Source organism: Gryllotalpicola koreensis, assembly GCF_039538185.1.
Classification (GTDB): Bacteria; Actinomycetota; Actinomycetes; order Actinomycetales; family Microbacteriaceae; genus Gryllotalpicola; species Gryllotalpicola koreensis.
Window position 1 is genome coordinate 326,525 of the sequence record NZ_BAABBW010000001.1, and the last position, 15,296, is coordinate 341,820.

Here is a 15,296-nt window from a genome sequence, read left to right on the forward strand (position 1 = left end):
CGATGAGCGCAGCTACTCCGTACTCGATGCACCGGGGATGACGACGAGCGGGGTCAGCTTCTCGAGGTCGGCGGCGAGGCCGATCTCGTGGACGCGGAGCTCGCCGACGAAGCCCCGGGCCGGCTCGAGCAGCAGGCCGGCCTTCGCCCCGCCGAAGGTCACCGTGACGTCCGCGTGCAGCACGGCCGCGGGGTCGGGCACCGCGCCCGTGTCGGGGTGGATGCCGCTCGGGATGTCGACGGCGACGACCGCCGGCGAGCCCGAACGCTCCTCAACCATCGGAGCGATGGCCGCGACGAGCTCGCGGGCATCGCCTCGCAGGCGCGGGTCGGGGCTGGTGCCCGTGCCGAGGATGCCGTCGACGATCAGGTCGGCCGACTTCGCCCGGGCGGCGAGCTTGGCCGGGGCATCCGTGATCATCGCGGAGCCCGCGGCGAGGGCGGCGGCGAGTCCCTCCTCGTGCACGCGGCTCGAGGTGCGCACGAGCTCGACCGTGACCCGCGCCTTCGCGAGATGGGCGGCCGCGAAGAGCGCATCGCCGCCGTTGTTCCCGCCACCGATGAGCATCAGCACCCGCGAATGCGCGAGGCGCAGGCCCTGGTCGGTCAGCAGTTCCTCGCACACGGCGGCCAGAGCGGCAGCCGCGCGTGCCATCAGCGGCTCGCCCGCCGCGAGGTGCGGCGCCTCGGCGTCGCGCACCTGCTGCGCGCTGTACCCCCGCAGTGCATTCATCGCTTCAGTGAACTCGTGATCGTGAACTTGCTGTTGCGCGCCACCTGGCGTGTCTCACCGACGAGGCGGCGCAGCGTCGGCTGGTAGCGCAGGTGCGAGTTGAACACGACGCGCAGCTCGCCACCAGGGGCGAGCACGCGTGCGGCATCCGTGATCAATCGGATGCCGACGTCGGCCGTCACCATCGTGCCCGAGTGGAACGGCGGGTTGAGCACGATCAGCTCGGCGCTCGCGTCGGGAAGGGAGGCGAGCGCATCGTCGCGCACGACGGTCACGCGATCGACGACTCCGTTCAGCTGCATGGTCTCGCGGGCGGATGCCACGGCCGCAGCCGACTGGTCGGTGGCGTGCACGCGCAACTCGGGGCGGGCCTTCGCGAGAGTCGCCGCGATGATGCCCGTGCCGCAGCCGAGGTCGATCGCGGTCCGGGCGTCCGGGTTCGCGTCGGCGAGGTGCTCGAGCAGGAAGCGGGTGCCGATGTCGAGGGATGCCCCGGCGAAGACCCCGCCGTGGGCCGAGACCGTGACGCCGGGCGGGTCGATGAAGGCGCTGCGGGGCCAAAACCCAGCCCCCACCGACGGTCGAGTAGCCTGCGAAGCGGGCGTATCGAGACCCCTCTCTCGAGAGGAGGGTCTCGATATGCCGCCTGCGGCGGCTACTCGACCACCGGTAGAAGCGGCGGTGACGGTTGCCGTCAGCACCCTCGCCTTCTGGCGCGCGAGGCCCGCCTGCACCGCGCCGAACCACCGCCCCAGCACCTCGTTCTGCGCGAGGGTCATGTGCTTCACCATGCCGGCCGCGAGCACGGTCACGTCGGGCGCCGCGTGCTCGGCGATCACCGCCGCCCATTCGTCGAGCTGGTCGAGGGATTTGGGCAGACGAAGCAGCACGAGTGAGGCATCCGTCACCAGCTCGGGAACCAGGTCGAACGATGCGAACCCCGCCAGACCCAGCCGCTCGGCATTCGCGGCGAGCGCCCGCTCACTGAGCAGCGGATCCTGATGAACGCGCACCTCGCGGGCGCCGAGCGCGAGGGCGCCGAGGGTCAGCGCTCCGAAGCCGTCGCCGAGCACCGCGACCGACCCCGGCCGCGACGCGGCCAGCCCCGCAGCAGCCGTATCGACCAGCAGCCTGTCGGCCGCGTCGACGGCGACGAGGTTGGGCGCCTCGACGTCGGGCCAGCGGCGCAGTGCGCTGAGATCGAGGCCGCTCACAGCTCGAGCAGCCCCGCGATGTCGTCGGCCGACAGCAGCTCGCTGAAGGTGCCGTCGTCGTCGAGCACTTGGTCGAACAGCTCGGCCTTCTCGTCGCGCAGCTTCATCACCTTGTCTTCGATGGTGCCGTCGGCGACGAGCCGATACACGTTGACGGCGGAGGCCTGCCCGATGCGGTGCGCCCGGTCGACCGCCTGCGCCTCGGAGGCCGGATTCCACCACGGGTCGAGCAGGAACACGTAGTCGGCCTCGGTGAGATTGATGCCGAAGCCACCTGCCTTGAGCGAGATGAGGAACACCGGGGCATCCCCCGCCTTGAAGCGGGCGATCACCTCGGCGCGGTTCGTGGTGGAGCCGTCGAGGTACTCGTAGGCGATGCCGGCGTCGTCGAGCCGCTTCTCGACCCGCGCGAGGTACGAGGTGAACTGGCTGAAGACGAGCGCACGGTGCCCCTCGGCCGCGACCTCGTCGAGCTGCTCGAGCAGCGCGTCGAGCTTGGCGCTCGGAATCCCCTCGTACTGCTCGTCGATGAGCGCCGCGTCGAGCGCGAGCATGCGCAGCAGCGTGAGCGAGCGGAACAGGATGAAGCGCTGCCGATCGAACTCTTCCTTCTCAAGGCCGAGCAGCTTCTGCCGCTCGCGCTGCAGGAACTGCTCGTACAGCCGGCGATGCTTGGGCGCGAGCTCGATCCGGATGAGCTGCTCCTGCTTCGGCGGCAGCTCTGGGGCGACGAGCGCCTTGGTGCGCCGCAGCAGGAACGGCCGCACGCGGCGGCGCAGCTTGGCGATGACGCGGGCGGCGTCGGCCTCACTGATGCCCGCAGGCACCGCGTCGGGGGCGCGCACGTGCGAGAGCGGCCGCACGTACTGCTCGGTGAAGCGGCGCAGGCTCGGGAAGAGCCCGGGGGCCACGATGTCGAGGATCGACCACAGCTCGAGCACGTTGTTCTCGAGCGGGGTACCCGTGATCGCCAGTTTGAAGGGCGTGTCGAGCGCCTTGGCGCACTCGTGCGCACGGCTGCGGTGGTTCTTCACGAACTGTGCCTCGTCGAGCACGAGCCCGGCCCAGTGCACGTCCTCGACGTCGTCGAAGTCGAGCCGGAACAGGTTGTACGACATCACGATCACGTCGTGGGCGCCTGCGAGCTCGGCGAGCTTGCGCTTCTCGCGCAGCTGAGTGCGGGTGACGGATGCCACCCGCAGCGTCGGCGCGAACTTCGCCGCCTCCGCCACCCAGTTCGACACGACGGACGCCGGGGCGACGACCAACCACGGTTGCTCGGCGCGGGCGCTCAGGATCAGGGCGAGGGTCTGCAGCGTCTTGCCGAGCCCCATGTCGTCGGCGAGGATGCCGCCCAGCCGGTGCGCGTACAGGTAGCTGAGCCACGAGAATCCGGCGAGCTGGTACTCGCGCAGCTCGGCGGTCAACCCCGATGGTTGAGGAGCCCGCGAAGCGGGTGTCTCGAAACCATCGCTGCGGGCGAGCGCGGCGACCTGCTCCCTCCACTCGACGGCGGCCGTCGCCTGGTCGGCGAGGTCCTCGAAGTCCGACCACAGCGCGAGCTGCGTGCGGTGAATGCGCGGCCCCGCCTCCCACTCGGTGAGCGTGTCGGCCTCGGCGATGAGATCCATGAGCTTCGCGAACACCGGCTGGTTGAGCTTGAGATACGAGCCGTCGACGAGCCGTAGCGACTTGCGGCCGCCGGCGAGTGCCGTGAACAGCTCGCTGAACGGCACCTCGCGGCCGTCGACCCGCACCGTGAAGCCGAGCTCGAGCCAGTCGCGGTCGTCGCTCGGCACCAAGGTGACCTCGAGGTCTGGGCGAGCGTCGAGGAAGTCTTCTTCTAAAGGCTCTTCGATCGTTTCGAGACGCCCGCCGGAGGCGGGCTCCGGGGCGATCGGAAGCGGTAGCGAGGCATCCGCGCTCACGATCGGAAGCGGCAGAGCCGGCGCGTAGTCGGCGAAGAACTCGGCACGGTCGGATTCGGGAACGACGAGGGGGTCGGATGCCAGCAGCTTCAGCGCCTCGCCCGTGACGGCCCGCTCGGAAGGCGCGAGGCGCACGATCGGCCCCGGCCACTCGACCGCCCAGAGCCCGTGGGTGCCGACGGCGCCGAGGTGCAGCCCCGAGACATCCGCCCGGTCGATCGTCACGACCGGCTGCAGCGTGACCGTGCCGTCGCTCGTGGCCGACGCGTCGAGCCGCGCCGACGCCGTCTCGCCGATGCGCAGCACCGGCTCACGGCCGGCGCCGACCAGCGCGATGCCGAGCTCGCGCGCCTGGCGCAGCAGCGGCCACAGCAGCGGAGAGCCGAACTCGTCGAGGGCGATGCGCGCCCCGTCCTGCCCGAGGAATCCGCCGGAGGCCGCCCGCGCGAGTGCCGCGAACTCGGTGAACCAGCGCACCTGGGCCGGATCGAGGCCGAGCTGATGCACCTGGTACTGCAAGCCGGCCCAGGTGAGGTTCGCACCGACCCAGCCTCCCGACCGCCCCGGCATGACGGGCCGCACCGCGAGCTTCAGGGCACCGATCGACTCGGCCGTCGCCGCGACGGTGGTGTTGCTCGTGTGCTGCCAGCGACCGGAACCGCGGCGCACGACCTCGCGCACCTCGAACTGCACGCCGAGCGGAGTGCGGCGCGGCGGCGCGGCCTCGCCCGAGGCATCCGTCGCCCCGGCATCCGTCACCCCACCCGCGCGCGCGAGCCCGCGCAGCTTGCGCTTCCACTCGCTCTCAGCCACCCGCCCATGCTGTCATGGGCCGCCGACAAGCCGCCCCGCTGCTCGGCTGGGCCTGATGCTTCGGGGTTCGCCCGTTCGTCTATGCGTCGCGCTCCGGCGGCAAGGCGACGACCTCGAGGCCCGTTACCCCGCGAAGGTCGGTTGCATTGAAGGTGTAGAGCGGAAGCCCTGCGGCCTTGGCGGTTGCAGCGATCAGCGCGTCGAAGGCGCGGGCGGCCGGCTTGCGTCCTGAGCGGCGGATGTCCGCGGTGACCTGCGCGAACGCGCGGGCGGCCTCGACCCCGAAGGGGATCGGCTCGCCGAAGTCGGCCTCCGCGCGCTGAACCTGGGACAGGCGGGCTGCCCGCACGTCATCGTCCTCGGCGAGCAGCGGGCCGACCGAAAGCTCTGCGAGCGTCACGGTGGTGATCGCCGAGTCGATCGGCAGGTCGCCCGGTTCAAGCTCGTGCAGTCGCAGCACCGCGGAGGTGTCGAGGACGCCCTTCTCACGCCTCACAGGCTCTGGTCCAGCACCGAGTCGATATCGCGGCGCAACAGCTCGGCATCCACTTTCGGGGCACGCTTGGCCCGGGCGATGAGCTCAGCCGCCGGAAGGCTGCGCCGCGGCACCGGACTCAGCTCAGCAACGGGCGTGCCGTCCTTCGTGACCGTGAGCGTCTCGCCGCGAACCACACGATCAAGAACGTGCCCTCCGTGGTTTCGCAGATCGCGCACGCTCACCTCGTGGTCGTGGGCCTCCCTCACGCTCATACCATCAATGTATCACCGGTGATACGGCGTCGAGCTTCACCGCGCACTCGAGGCGCTCGCTGCGCGGTCCTCGCGCTGAGCAGAAGGTCGCCGACGCGGCCGGCGAACCACGCCGGCCGCCGGAGCGGTTACATGTGTCTCGTCGGGTCCATGCGTTGGTGAAGGACACGGACGATGTCGACCTGGCCGTCTTCGGCGACGATGTAGAAGAGGATGTGGCTCCCGATGGCGTAGCGCCGGTAGCCCGCACGGATGTCATCGCAGGCGCGACCCCGCTCAGGGTTGGCGGCGATTCGCTCGAAGGCGAACCTGATCTCGCCCAGATAGGTCTCCGCCTGCTGCGGCCCCCAGGCGTCTTCGGTGTAGTCCCAGATCGAGGACAGATCGCGTTGCGCCGCAGGCGTGAGCCGGTAGCCGCTCATGCCTTCTTCGCGGCGAGGAACGCGTCGAAGTCAAAGGGCTCTGCTGGCCCGCTCTCCTCTCCCGCGATAAGGGAGGCCCGGAGGGCTGCCATCTGCGTCTCCTGGTCCTCCAGCAGGCGCAGCCCCGCGCGGACGACCTCGCTGGCACTGCGGTACCGGCCGGTCTCAAGCTCGTGCGACAAAAAGCTTGCGAAGTGATCGTCGAGGCTGATCGAGGTGTTGGTGCCCATAGAGGCAGATTACCAATATCTGGTATATCGCGGGAATGCCGACAGGCCGCTCCGCCTACGGCAGAAAGACGCCCGGGTGCTCGCGCGCGTACCGCGCGAGCGACGTGGGGCCCCCGTTGTACAGCGCGTTCGCCGTGCTGCGCGTCGCGGCAGGGTCGACGCTGCGCATCCGCTGCAGCAGCCGGGTCACCGCGCTCCGGCGCGCGCCGAGCCCGCAGTAGTACAGCACGACGCCGGTCATGAGCACGAGGAAGCCGAGGGTCGCGCCGAGCGCAGGCCCGGAATCCGCACCCCACAGCACGATGCCGATGATCACGACGACGATCCCGCCGACGAATCCCCAGACGAAGAACTGCGCCGCGAGGCCCGTCAACCGCTGGGCACGGGCGGCCCCGCGCGCGAGGTGGGCGCCGACGATCGGCTTGAGGCGAGCCCGCAGTGCGCGCGGGTTCGCGAGCGGGTGCAGATAGATCGAGGGCAGCGGCGATGGGATTCCGGGCGAGGCGTCGTGCGGCTCGGCATCCGTCATAGTCCGACCCTATAGATCAGGCGGCGGGCCCCACGGGCGCCATACGACCACTTGATCGCGGCGCTCGCTGCGGGTGCCGGCACGCATCGGCACGACCTCACCGGTCACCCCGGAGGCGAAGACGCGGCGGCCCGGCTGTTGGAGCAGGGCGTCGGCGAGCGCCGACTCGAGCTCGCGCACCCGCTGCTGCAAAGCGCGCACTTCATTCTCAAGCGAGAGGACGCGACGGATGCCTTCGAGCGACACCCCCTCGGCCGAGAGCCGCGCGATCTCGCGCAACTGGGCGACATCGCGCAGCGAGTAGCGCCGCGACTTTCCCGCCGTGCGGGTGGGCTCGACGAGGCCCAGGCGGTCGTACTGGCGCAGGGTCTGGGGATGCAGCTCGGCGAGCTCCGCAGCAGCGGCGATCGCGAACAGCGGGGTGTCCTGATCGACGTCCATAGCCACTTATTTACATCACTCTCTGGCTCGCGCCAGCAGATCCTCGCGCGGGTTCTCCTTCGGGAGCTTCGCCGCGAAGTCGAGCAGCGCGTTCTCGGCCTCGGCCGAGAGGTGCGACGGCACCGCGACCTGCACGACGGCGAGCAGGTCTCCCGTGCCCTTGTCGGTCTTCACGCCGCGGCCCTTGACGCGCAGCACGCGGCCGGACGGGGTGCCGGCGGCCACCTTGAGCTTCACCGGAGCGCCCTCGAGCGTCGGCACTTCGATGGTCGCTCCGAGCGCCGCTTCGACGAAGGTCACCGGCACGTTGAGCCGCAGGTTCAGCCCGTCGCGCTCGAAGACCGGATGCTTGCGCACGGCCACGTGCAGAATCAGATCGCCCGCCTCGCCGCCGTCGGGGCTCGGGTGGCCGCGGCCGCGCAGGCGGATCTTCTGCCCGTCGGCGACGCCCGCCGGGATCTTCACCTTGATGGGCTTGCCGCCCGTGCCCGTCAGCGTGAGCGTCTCGCCGCGGGTCGCGGCGAGGAAGTCGATCGTCGTCGACGCCTCGAGGTTCTGGCCCTTGGTCGGGCCGCCGTATCCACGGAAGCCCCCCGAGGACTGGCCGAACCTGCCGCCGCCGAACAGCCCGCTGAAGATGTCGTTGGGGTCGGCGCCGCCCGTCGAGTAGGTGAACCCGCCGGGGCGGCCGCCTGCGCCGCCGCCGAACATCGAGCCGAAGACGTCCTCGAAGCCGCCCGCGCCACCGGAGCCCGGGGCGGTGAACCGCGCCCCGGACCCCATGGCCCGGATCTGGTCGTACTCGGCGCGCTGCTCCTTGTCGGACAGCACCGAGTAGGCCTCACTGATCTCCTTGAAGCGCGCCTCGGCCGCGGCATCCCCCGGGTTCGAATCCGGGTGGTACTGCCGCGCGAGCTTGCGGTAGGTCTTCTTCAGCTCGGCGTCAGACACGTCTTTGCTGACGCCGAGCGTCTTGTAGAAGTCCTTGTCGAACCAGTCCTGACTGGCCAACGCGCCTCCTCTTTACTTCTTAATCTGCTGGGGTGGCGACGACCACGCGGGCCACGCGCACGAGCGTCGAGCCGATCGTGTAGCCGGTCTCGACGACATCGAGCACGGTGGCCTCGGTCGCGCCGGGGGTGGGCTGCTGGAAGATCGCCTCGTGCCGCTGCGGGTCGAACACCTCGCCGACCTCGCCGAAGGGCTTGACGCCGAGCTTCTCGACCGCGCCGCGCAGCTTCGCGGCGATGGTCGGGAACGCGCCGTCACCCTCGAGGTCGCCGTGCTTCTGGGCACGGTCGAGGTCGTCGAGCACCGGCAGCAGCACGCGCACGGCGTCGCCGACGGCGCGCTCGCGCACGACCTCGCGCTCGCTCTCGGTGCGGCGGCGGTAGTTCGCGTACTCCGCCGTCACCCGCTTGAGGTCGGCCAGGTGCTCGGCGCTCGGGTCGTTCTCCTCCACCTCGGCCGCGGCGAGGATGTCCTCGACGAACAGCTCGTCGTCGCCGTTCTCGCCGGCCCCTTCGGGGGACGAGGCCTCTGCCTCGCCCCCCTCAGCGGCATCCGGCTGGCGCAGCTTCCCGGTCTCGGGGTCGATGCGCCGCTTGTCGCGGACGATCGGCTCCTCGCGCTGTTCGTGCTTGTCGCTGTTCTCGTCCGTCATCGCCTTACTTCTTCTCGTCCTCGTCGTCGACGACCTCGGCGTCGACCACGTCCTCGTCAGAGGCGCCGTCGGCCGGGGCATCCGTGCCGCCCTGCTCACCGGCGGCGGCAGCCTGCTCGCCCTGGCTCGACGCGTAGATCGCCTCGCCCAGCTTCTGCTGGCTCTGCGAGAGCTTCTCGAACGCGGTCTTCACGGCCTCGTCGTCCTCGCCGGCGAGCGCGGTCTTGAGCGCGTCGACGTCGCCCTGCACGTCGGACTTGACGTCCTCGGGCAGCTTGTCCTCGTTGTCCTTGATCAGCTTCTCGATCGAGTAGACGAGCTGCTCGGCCGTGTTGCGGGTCTCGGCGGACTCGCGGCGGCGCTTGTCCTCTGCGGCGTGCTCCTCGGCCTCCTTGACCATGCGCTCGATGTCCTCCTTCGGCAGCGATGAACCGCCGGTGATGGTCATCGACTGCTCCTTGCCGGTGCCCTTGTCCTTCGCGGACACGTGCACGATGCCGTTCGCGTCGATGTCGAAGGTGACCTCGATCTGCGGGATGCCGCGCGGGGCCGGCGCGATGCCGGTGAGCTCGAAGGTGCCGAGCGCCTTGTTGTCGCGGGTGAAGTCGCGCTCGCCCTGGAAGACCTGGATGGCCACGGACGGCTGGTTGTCGTCGGCGGTCGTGAAGGTCTCGCTGCGCTTGGTCGGGATGGCGGTGTTGCGCTCGATGAGCTTGGTCATGATGCCGCCCTTGGTCTCGATGCCGAGGCTCAGGGGGGTGACGTCGATGAGTAGCACGTCCTTGCGCTCGCCCTTGAGGACGCCCGCCTGCAGGGCCGCGCCCACGGCGACGACCTCATCGGGGTTGACGCCCTTGTTGGGCTCCTTGCCGCCGGTCTCCTGCTTGACGAGCTCGCTGACCGCGGGCATGCGGGTCGAGCCGCCGACGAGCACGACGTGCGCGATGTCGGAGACCTTGATGCCGGCCTCCTTGATGACGTCCTGGAACGGCTTCTTGGTGCGGTCGAGCAGGTCGCTGGTCATCTGTTCGAACTGCGCGCGGGTGAGCGTCTCGTCGAGGTTGGCGGGACCGTTCTCGGTGAGGCTCAGGTACGGCAGCTGGATGCTCGTCGACATCGAGGAGCTGAGCTCCTTCTTCGCCTGCTCCGCGGCCTCCTTGAGGCGCTGCAGCGCGATCTTGTCCTTCGAGACGTCGACCCCGGTCGAGTCCTTGAACTTCTTGATCAGGTGCTCGACGATGCGCTGGTCCCAGTCGTCGCCGCCGAGGCGGTTGTCACCGGCGGTCGCGCGGACCTGGATGGTCGAGAAGTCGTCGTCCTTGCCCACCTCGAGCAGCGAGACGTCGAAGGTGCCGCCGCCGAGGTCGAAGACGAGGATCAGCTCGTCCTCCTTGCCCTTGTCGAGGCCGTAGGCGAGGGCTGCAGCGGTCGGCTCGTTGATGATGCGCAGCACGTTGAGGCCCGCGATCTCGCCGGCCTCCTTCGTGGCCTGGCGCTCGGCGTCGTTGAAGTACGCGGGGACCGTGATGACGGCATCCGTCACCGTGTCACCCAGGTACTGCTCGGCGTCGCGCTTCAGCTTCGCGAGGATGCGCGCCGAGATCTCCTGCGGGGTGTACTTCTTGCCGTCGATCTCCTGCTTCCAGTCGGTGCCCATGTGGCGCTTGACCGACGAGATGGTGCGGTCGACGTTGGTCACGGCCTGGCGCTTGGCGGTCTCGCCGACGAGCACCTCGCCGTCCTTCGTGTACGCGACGACCGACGGGGTGGTGCGGAAGCCCTCCGCATTGGCGATGACGACCGGCTCGCCACCCTCGAGAACGGCGACCACGGAGTTGGTGGTTCCGAGGTCGATACCTACTGCACGTGCCATCTGTTGGCCCTCCTGCTTGTGTTGCGTAAGTTCGTGGGGGCGGCTTGCTTGAGCCGCCCAGACTCAACTTTTTCAGAAGCACGGATGCCTGTCAATCCGAATCCGTAAAACTTGAGTCTGTTCATGTCAACTTTGCAGGCAGTCGGCGCATTCCCGTGCTCTTCCCCGTTCCCATTCCCATTCCCCTTCCCATTTCCAGCCCCACTCCCCGAGGGGTGCGTTCGGGCGCACCCCTCGCGGCGGCGGGGACCCGAACGGCCCCGAATGGTGAGTTCGGGCGTTACGCAGCGGTCGCTTCCTCGGGTACCGCGGGCGACTCCGCGGCGAGCACCGTCGCCTCGTCGGCGCGGTCCTCGGAGCGGCGTCGCGCGACCCGGGCCGCGGCAACCGCGCTCACCAGGGTGATGAGCGACAGGGCGCCGAGCATGACGGCCGGATGCCACCAGGCGTTGCCGCTCGCGTTCGCGAGCAGCTGCGTCAGCAGGGGGACAAAGCCCGCCAGGGCCGCGGCGATCGCGTAGGCAAGGGAGAGCGCGCTGTAGCGGATAGACCGGCCGAAGGCATCCGCCATCAATCCGCCCAATCCCGACCAGGCGAGCGTCGGCAGCAGGCCGCCGACCACCATGGTGCCCGCGAGGATCAGGAAGGTCGCGCGCGGCAGCAGCGCGTACATCGGGAAGGCGATCACGAGGGTCGCGGCCGCGCCGATCGCCACCACGCGGGCCGAGCCGATGCGGTCGGCCCACAGCCCGAAGAACGGGATCGCGGCGATCTCGACGAGGCTGCCGATGATCGTCGCGAGGAACAGCGCCTGCGCCGAGAATCCGAGCACGGAGGTGCCGTAGCTCGTCGTGTAGGTGTTCATGAGCGAGTACGAGCCGATGCCGAGCATGGCCGCGCCGACCGCGACGATGAGCATGACCGGCTGGCGGCGGAAGACCTCGAGCACCGGCAGGCGGCGCACCCGCTTGGCGGTGCGGAGTGCAGCGAACACCGGCGTCTCGGTGATCGTCACCCGCAGGTACAGCGAGAGGGCGAGCAGCGGCAGCGCGAACAGGAAGGGCAGCCGCCAGCCCCAGCCGGCGAGCGCGTCGGGGCTCATGGTCGAGCTCAGCAGCAGGAAGAGGCCGCCGACGATGACGGTCCCGATCGGCGAGCCGAGCTGGGGGATCGCGGCGTAGAAGCCGCGCCGCCGGGCCGTCGAGTGCTCGACGCCGATGAGGATCGCGCCGCCCCACTCGCCGCCGAGCGACAGGCCCTGCACGATGCGCAGGGCGACGAGCAGCACGGGAGCCCAGACGCCGATGCGGTCATACGACGGCAGCACGCCGATCAGGGCGGTCGAGACGCCCATGATGCCGACCGTCCAGATCAGGGTGCGGCGGCGGCCGATCCGGTCGCCGAGGTGTCCGAAGACGATCGCGCCGATCGGCCGCACAAGGTACGAGGTCGCGAGAGTCAGGAATGCGGCGAGCGTGCCGACGGCGTGGTTCTCAGCCGGGAAGAACACCGCGGCGCTGAACAGGGCGCTGAAGTAACTGAAGACGTAGAAGTCGTAGGACTCGAGAGAGGTCCCGACGAGTGAGGCGAGCGTGACGCGCGTGGCGACCCGGTCCGAGGCGGAGACAGCAGGAATGACGTTCGACGCGGAGTTGGCACTTAGCCCCGCGTCAGAGTTTCTGACCATCCTTCGAGCCTATGCCGAGGTGTGCACGCGCGCGGTGCGGTGCTGTGGCGTGCCGCGCCGTGCCGAGGGTGCGGGTGCGCTACAGCTGCGGATGGGCGCCACTCCGCCGGGGGTGGCGCCCATCCGTGCGAGTAGCGCGGCTGCGATCCGGTGTGCGCGGCTCGGATCGGGGGCGCGCACACCGGATCCGAGCAGCGCATGCTAGGACGAGCAGCGCACGCGAGGTGGGCGGCGGGTGCGAGGCGCGAGGGATGCCTAGGAGGCGAGCACGTCCTTCAGGAACGCGACCGCCTGAGCGACGGCGCCCTTTGCGGCGAAGGTGTCGTGCAGCCCGTTGACCATCACGAAGTCGTGCACGATGCCCTGGTAGCGCACCGCGGTCACGGGCACGCCGGCCCGGCGCAGCTTCGCCGCGTAGGCCTCGCCCTCGTCGCGCAGCACATCGGCCTCCCCGGTGATGACGAGCGCGGCCGGCAAGCCGGAGAGCTGCTCGAGCGACGCCCGCAGCGGCGACGCGGTGATCTCGGCGCGCTGTGCCTCATCGGTCGTGTACTGGTCCCAGAACCACTTCATGCCGTCGCGGGTGAGGAAGTAACCCTCGGCGAACTCCTCGTATGAGGCGGTGTCGAAGTTCGCGTCGGTGACGGGGTAGAAGAGCAGCTGGCCCGTGATGTCGATGCCGCCGCGCTCCTTGGCGAGCAGGGTGAGAGCCGCGGTCATGTTGCCGCCGACCGAGTCGCCGGCGACGGCGAGCCGCGCGGCATCCAGCCCCTTCGAGGCACCGGACGCGACGATCCACTGCGCGGTCGCCCAGACCTGCTCGAGCGCGTGCGGATAGCGCGCCTCGGGCGAGCGGTCGTACTCCGGGAAGACGACGGCGGCACCGGCGCCGATCGCGAGGTCGCGCACAAGTCGGTCGTGCGTGTGGGCGTCGCCGAAGACCCAGCCGGCGCCGTGCGTGTACAGGATCACGGGAAGCGCGCCGGTCGCGCCGAGCGGCTTCACGATGCGCACCTTGACCGAGCCGGTCGGGCCGCCGGGGACCTCGATCCATTCCTCGTCGATCTCGGGCTTGAAGATCGGCTCGTCCTGCACGCCGTCGACGGCCTTGCGACCCTCCTCAGGGGCGAGCTGATAGAGGAACGGGGGCTCGCTCGTGGCATCCACGAATGCCTGCGCCGCCGGTTCGAGAGAGATGTCCTTCGGGTTGCCGCTCATGATCTGGCTCCTTCTGCTCTGATGAGAACGACCGTTCTCGCATCTGACCGCCACTTTAGAGAACGAACGTTCTCACTGTCAAGTAGACTTTCGGCATGAGCGAGATCAGCACCCCAGCAGACCGCCGGCAGCGGATCGTGGATGCCGCCGACGAGCTCTTCTACACACGCGGCATCGGCCAAGTCGGCATGGACGCCGTGCGTGATGCCGCCGGCATCTCGCTGCGCGCGCTCTACACCGAGTTCCCCTCGAAGGACGACCTCATCGTCGCCGTGCTCGGCAAGCGCCACACGATGTGGACCAATGGCGTCACAGCCAAGGTCGACGCGATCGCCGAGCCCCGCCAGAAGCTGCTCGCGGTCTACGACTACCTCGCCGACTGGTTCGGCGACGCCGACTTCCGCGGCTGCGGCTTCATCAACGCCTTCGGCGAGCTCGGCGCCGCGAACGCGCAGGTCGCCGAGACCGTGCGCGCGCACAAAGCGGACTTTCAGCGCTATGTCGACTCGCTGGTGAAGGACGCCGGCGGGCCGGCATCCCTGGGCCCTCAACTCGCGATCCTCGCGGAAGGCGCGCAGACGACGGCCGCGATCGCCGGGACGACGGATGCCGCACGCCACGCCCGCGCCGCCGCGGAGTCGCTCGTCGCCGCCGCCGGCATCTGACGCAGGTAGCGTTGCCCGCATGGGGACGCTTCGCTCGCTCGTCTGGGACCGCGATGGTCAGGTGATCGCCCAGGACTTCCCCTTTGCGGAGATCTCCGACTACCTCGCCCGCGACGACGTGCTCACGTGGGTCGACCTGTGCGAGCCCGACCACAAGGACCTGCAGAGGCTCGCCGACGAGCTCAGCCTCGACCCGTACGCCGTCGAGGATGCGATCGCTCACGTCGAGCGGCCGAAGGCGCTGCGCTACACGTCGCACACCTTCTTCACCGCATACGCCGCCGCATACGACACCGAGAACGAGCCGGACGACGACGACCTCGCCGCACGCCTGCGCCTCGACAAGGTGTCGGCGTTCGTCTTCCACACCGGGCTCATCACGGTGCGCAGCCCCGAGTTCGACATCGACGACCTCGTGTCGCGGTGGAACGACAACGCCGATCTGCTGCGCTCTGGCGTCGGCGCGCTCGTGCACGGCCTGCTCGACGCCGTGGTCGACAGCCACTTCGACGCGGTGCAGGTGCTTGACGACGCCGTCGAGGGGCTCGAGGACGTGCTCTTCGACGAGCGAGTCCTCGCGACCCGTGTGCAGCGCGCGACCTACCGGCTGCGCAAAGAGCTGGTGCAGCTGCGCCGCATCGTGCTGCCCATGCGCGAGGTCGTGAACGGGGTGCTGCGGCACCGCCGCGACGCGGGCTCAGGGCCCGAGCTGGATGCCTCGTACGACGATCTCTACGACCACGTGCTGCGCGTCACGGAGTGGACCGAGTCGCTGCGCGACATGGTCACGGCCCTGTTCGAGACGAACCTGTCGCTGCAGGACTCCCGGCTCAACAACGTCATGAAGAAGCTCACCGGATGGGCCGCGATCATCGCGGTGCCGACCGCCGTGACCGGTTACTTCGGTCAGAACGTGCCGTACCCCGGCTTCGGCCAGTGGTGGGGGTTCCTGCTGAGCGTCGGCGTGATGGTCGTCGCCGCCGGCATCCTCTATCTCGTCTTCAAGCGCAAGAACTGGATCTGAGCCGCTCACCGGTGTGGCCGCACAAAGACTCGCCTGCTACCCTCGCAAAGTCGCGCGCCCCCTTCGCCCGTACGGGGCGCACCTCTACCCCGTGGTGACGCCGACCC

General features: G+C 69.7%; 16 protein-coding genes. 2 read left to right on the top strand and 14 right to left on the bottom strand.

Translation table 11 applies throughout. The features are described 5' to 3' along the window. Positions 1 to 12 precede the first annotated feature (12 nt). From ABD708_RS01555 to ABD708_RS01620, 14 genes are all read right to left on the bottom strand, one after another. Complete coding sequence (locus ABD708_RS01555) at positions 13 to 732, bottom strand: NAD(P)H-hydrate epimerase (protein ID WP_344751518.1); 720 nt, start codon at positions 730 to 732, stop codon at positions 13 to 15. Next, a complete protein-coding gene (locus ABD708_RS01560) occupies positions 729 to 1,946 on the bottom strand; it encodes a class I SAM-dependent methyltransferase (RefSeq protein ID WP_344751519.1) in 1,218 nt (405 codons plus the stop codon). Before ABD708_RS01560 ends, ABD708_RS01555 begins: the two co-directional genes overlap by 4 nt. After that, the gene (locus ABD708_RS01565) at positions 1,943 to 4,687 is read right to left on the bottom strand and encodes a DEAD/DEAH box helicase (RefSeq protein ID WP_344751520.1); all 2,745 of its coding nucleotides are present in this window, start codon (positions 4,685 to 4,687) and stop codon (positions 1,943 to 1,945) included. Before ABD708_RS01565 ends, ABD708_RS01560 begins: the two co-directional genes overlap by 4 nt. Positions 4,688 to 4,766: 79 nt before the next feature. Continuing rightward, the gene (locus tag ABD708_RS01570) at positions 4,767 to 5,183 is read right to left on the bottom strand and encodes a PIN domain-containing protein (protein ID WP_344751521.1); all 417 of its coding nucleotides are present in this window, start codon (positions 5,181 to 5,183) and stop codon (positions 4,767 to 4,769) included. Continuing rightward, entirely contained in the window at positions 5,180 to 5,437 is a 258-nt protein-coding gene (locus tag ABD708_RS01575; RefSeq protein WP_344751522.1) for a type II toxin-antitoxin system Phd/YefM family antitoxin, read from the bottom strand. Before ABD708_RS01575 ends, ABD708_RS01570 begins: the two co-directional genes overlap by 4 nt. A gap of 128 nt (positions 5,438 to 5,565) precedes the next feature. After that, positions 5,566 to 5,859 carry a type II toxin-antitoxin system RelE/ParE family toxin gene (locus tag ABD708_RS01580; RefSeq protein ID WP_344751523.1) on the bottom strand — a complete coding sequence of 98 codons (294 nt, stop codon included), beginning with the start codon at positions 5,857 to 5,859 and terminating at the stop codon, positions 5,566 to 5,568. Then, the gene (locus ABD708_RS01585) at positions 5,856 to 6,089 is read right to left on the bottom strand and encodes a type II toxin-antitoxin system ParD family antitoxin (RefSeq protein ID WP_344751524.1); all 234 of its coding nucleotides are present in this window, start codon (positions 6,087 to 6,089) and stop codon (positions 5,856 to 5,858) included. The genes ABD708_RS01580 and ABD708_RS01585 overlap by 4 nt, the downstream gene beginning before the upstream one ends. A 55-nt stretch (positions 6,090 to 6,144) precedes the next feature. After that, positions 6,145 to 6,618 (bottom strand): hypothetical protein, encoded by a 474-nt coding sequence (locus tag ABD708_RS01590; protein ID WP_344751525.1) that lies wholly within the window; start codon positions 6,616 to 6,618, stop codon positions 6,145 to 6,147. Between the two features lie 9 nt (positions 6,619 to 6,627). Further along, a complete protein-coding gene (locus tag ABD708_RS01595; RefSeq protein ID WP_344751526.1) occupies positions 6,628 to 7,059 on the bottom strand; it encodes a heat shock protein transcriptional repressor HspR in 432 nt (143 codons plus the stop codon). A gap of 15 nt (positions 7,060 to 7,074) precedes the next feature. Continuing rightward, a complete protein-coding gene (locus tag ABD708_RS01600; protein WP_344751527.1) occupies positions 7,075 to 8,070 on the bottom strand; it encodes a DnaJ C-terminal domain-containing protein in 996 nt (331 codons plus the stop codon). A gap of 19 nt (positions 8,071 to 8,089) precedes the next feature. Continuing rightward, a complete protein-coding gene (locus ABD708_RS01605; protein WP_344751528.1) occupies positions 8,090 to 8,722 on the bottom strand; it encodes a nucleotide exchange factor GrpE in 633 nt (210 codons plus the stop codon). Between the two features lie 4 nt (positions 8,723 to 8,726). Beyond that, entirely contained in the window at positions 8,727 to 10,595 is a 1,869-nt protein-coding gene (gene dnaK, locus ABD708_RS01610; protein ID WP_344751529.1) for a molecular chaperone DnaK, read from the bottom strand. 280 nt (positions 10,596 to 10,875) lie between these two features. Then, positions 10,876 to 12,282, bottom strand: a complete 1,407-nt coding sequence (locus ABD708_RS01615) for an MFS transporter (protein WP_344751530.1) — start codon at positions 12,280 to 12,282, stop codon at positions 10,876 to 10,878. Between the two features lie 255 nt (positions 12,283 to 12,537). Then, on the bottom strand, positions 12,538 to 13,500 hold the full coding sequence (locus tag ABD708_RS01620; protein WP_344751531.1) for an alpha/beta hydrolase: 963 nt from the start codon (positions 13,498 to 13,500) through the stop codon (positions 12,538 to 12,540). 95 nt (positions 13,501 to 13,595) lie between these two features. On the opposite strand from ABD708_RS01620, the gene ABD708_RS01625 reads away from it, so the two are divergent. Further along, positions 13,596 to 14,165 (top strand): TetR/AcrR family transcriptional regulator, encoded by a 570-nt coding sequence (locus tag ABD708_RS01625; RefSeq protein ID WP_344751532.1) that lies wholly within the window; start codon positions 13,596 to 13,598, stop codon positions 14,163 to 14,165. Positions 14,166 to 14,184: 19 nt separating this feature from the next. Further along, positions 14,185 to 15,189 carry a magnesium transporter CorA family protein gene (locus ABD708_RS01630; RefSeq protein ID WP_344751533.1) on the top strand — a complete coding sequence of 335 codons (1,005 nt, stop codon included), beginning with the start codon at positions 14,185 to 14,187 and terminating at the stop codon, positions 15,187 to 15,189. Positions 15,190 to 15,296: the final 107 nt, after the last annotated feature.

Excerpts from the sequence above, each read along its gene's own strand:
- ABD708_RS01625 (WP_344751532.1), top strand. The coding sequence starts at position 13,596 with ATGAGCGAGATCAGCACCCCAGCAGACCGCCGGCAGCGGATCGTGGAT.
- ABD708_RS01555 (WP_344751518.1), bottom strand. The coding sequence starts at position 732 with ATGAATGCACTGCGGGGGTACAGCGCGCAGCAGGTGCGCGACGCCGAG.
- ABD708_RS01575 (WP_344751522.1), bottom strand. The coding sequence starts at position 5,437 with ATGAGCGTGAGGGAGGCCCACGACCACGAGGTGAGCGTGCGCGATCTG.
- ABD708_RS01615 (WP_344751530.1), bottom strand. The coding sequence starts at position 12,282 with ATGGTCAGAAACTCTGACGCGGGGCTAAGTGCCAACTCCGCGTCGAAC.
- dnaK (WP_344751529.1), bottom strand. The coding sequence starts at position 10,595 with ATGGCACGTGCAGTAGGTATCGACCTCGGAACCACCAACTCCGTGGTC.
- ABD708_RS01605 (WP_344751528.1), bottom strand. The coding sequence starts at position 8,722 with ATGACGGACGAGAACAGCGACAAGCACGAACAGCGCGAGGAGCCGATC.
- ABD708_RS01590 (WP_344751525.1), bottom strand. The coding sequence starts at position 6,618 with ATGACGGATGCCGAGCCGCACGACGCCTCGCCCGGAATCCCATCGCCG.
- ABD708_RS01620 (WP_344751531.1), bottom strand. The coding sequence starts at position 13,500 with ATGAGCGGCAACCCGAAGGACATCTCTCTCGAACCGGCGGCGCAGGCA.
- ABD708_RS01580 (WP_344751523.1), bottom strand. The coding sequence starts at position 5,859 with ATGAGCGGCTACCGGCTCACGCCTGCGGCGCAACGCGATCTGTCCTCG.
- ABD708_RS01585 (WP_344751524.1), bottom strand. The coding sequence starts at position 6,089 with ATGGGCACCAACACCTCGATCAGCCTCGACGATCACTTCGCAAGCTTT.
- ABD708_RS01630 (WP_344751533.1), top strand. The coding sequence starts at position 14,185 with ATGGGGACGCTTCGCTCGCTCGTCTGGGACCGCGATGGTCAGGTGATC.
- ABD708_RS01595 (WP_344751526.1), bottom strand. The coding sequence starts at position 7,059 with ATGGACGTCGATCAGGACACCCCGCTGTTCGCGATCGCCGCTGCTGCG.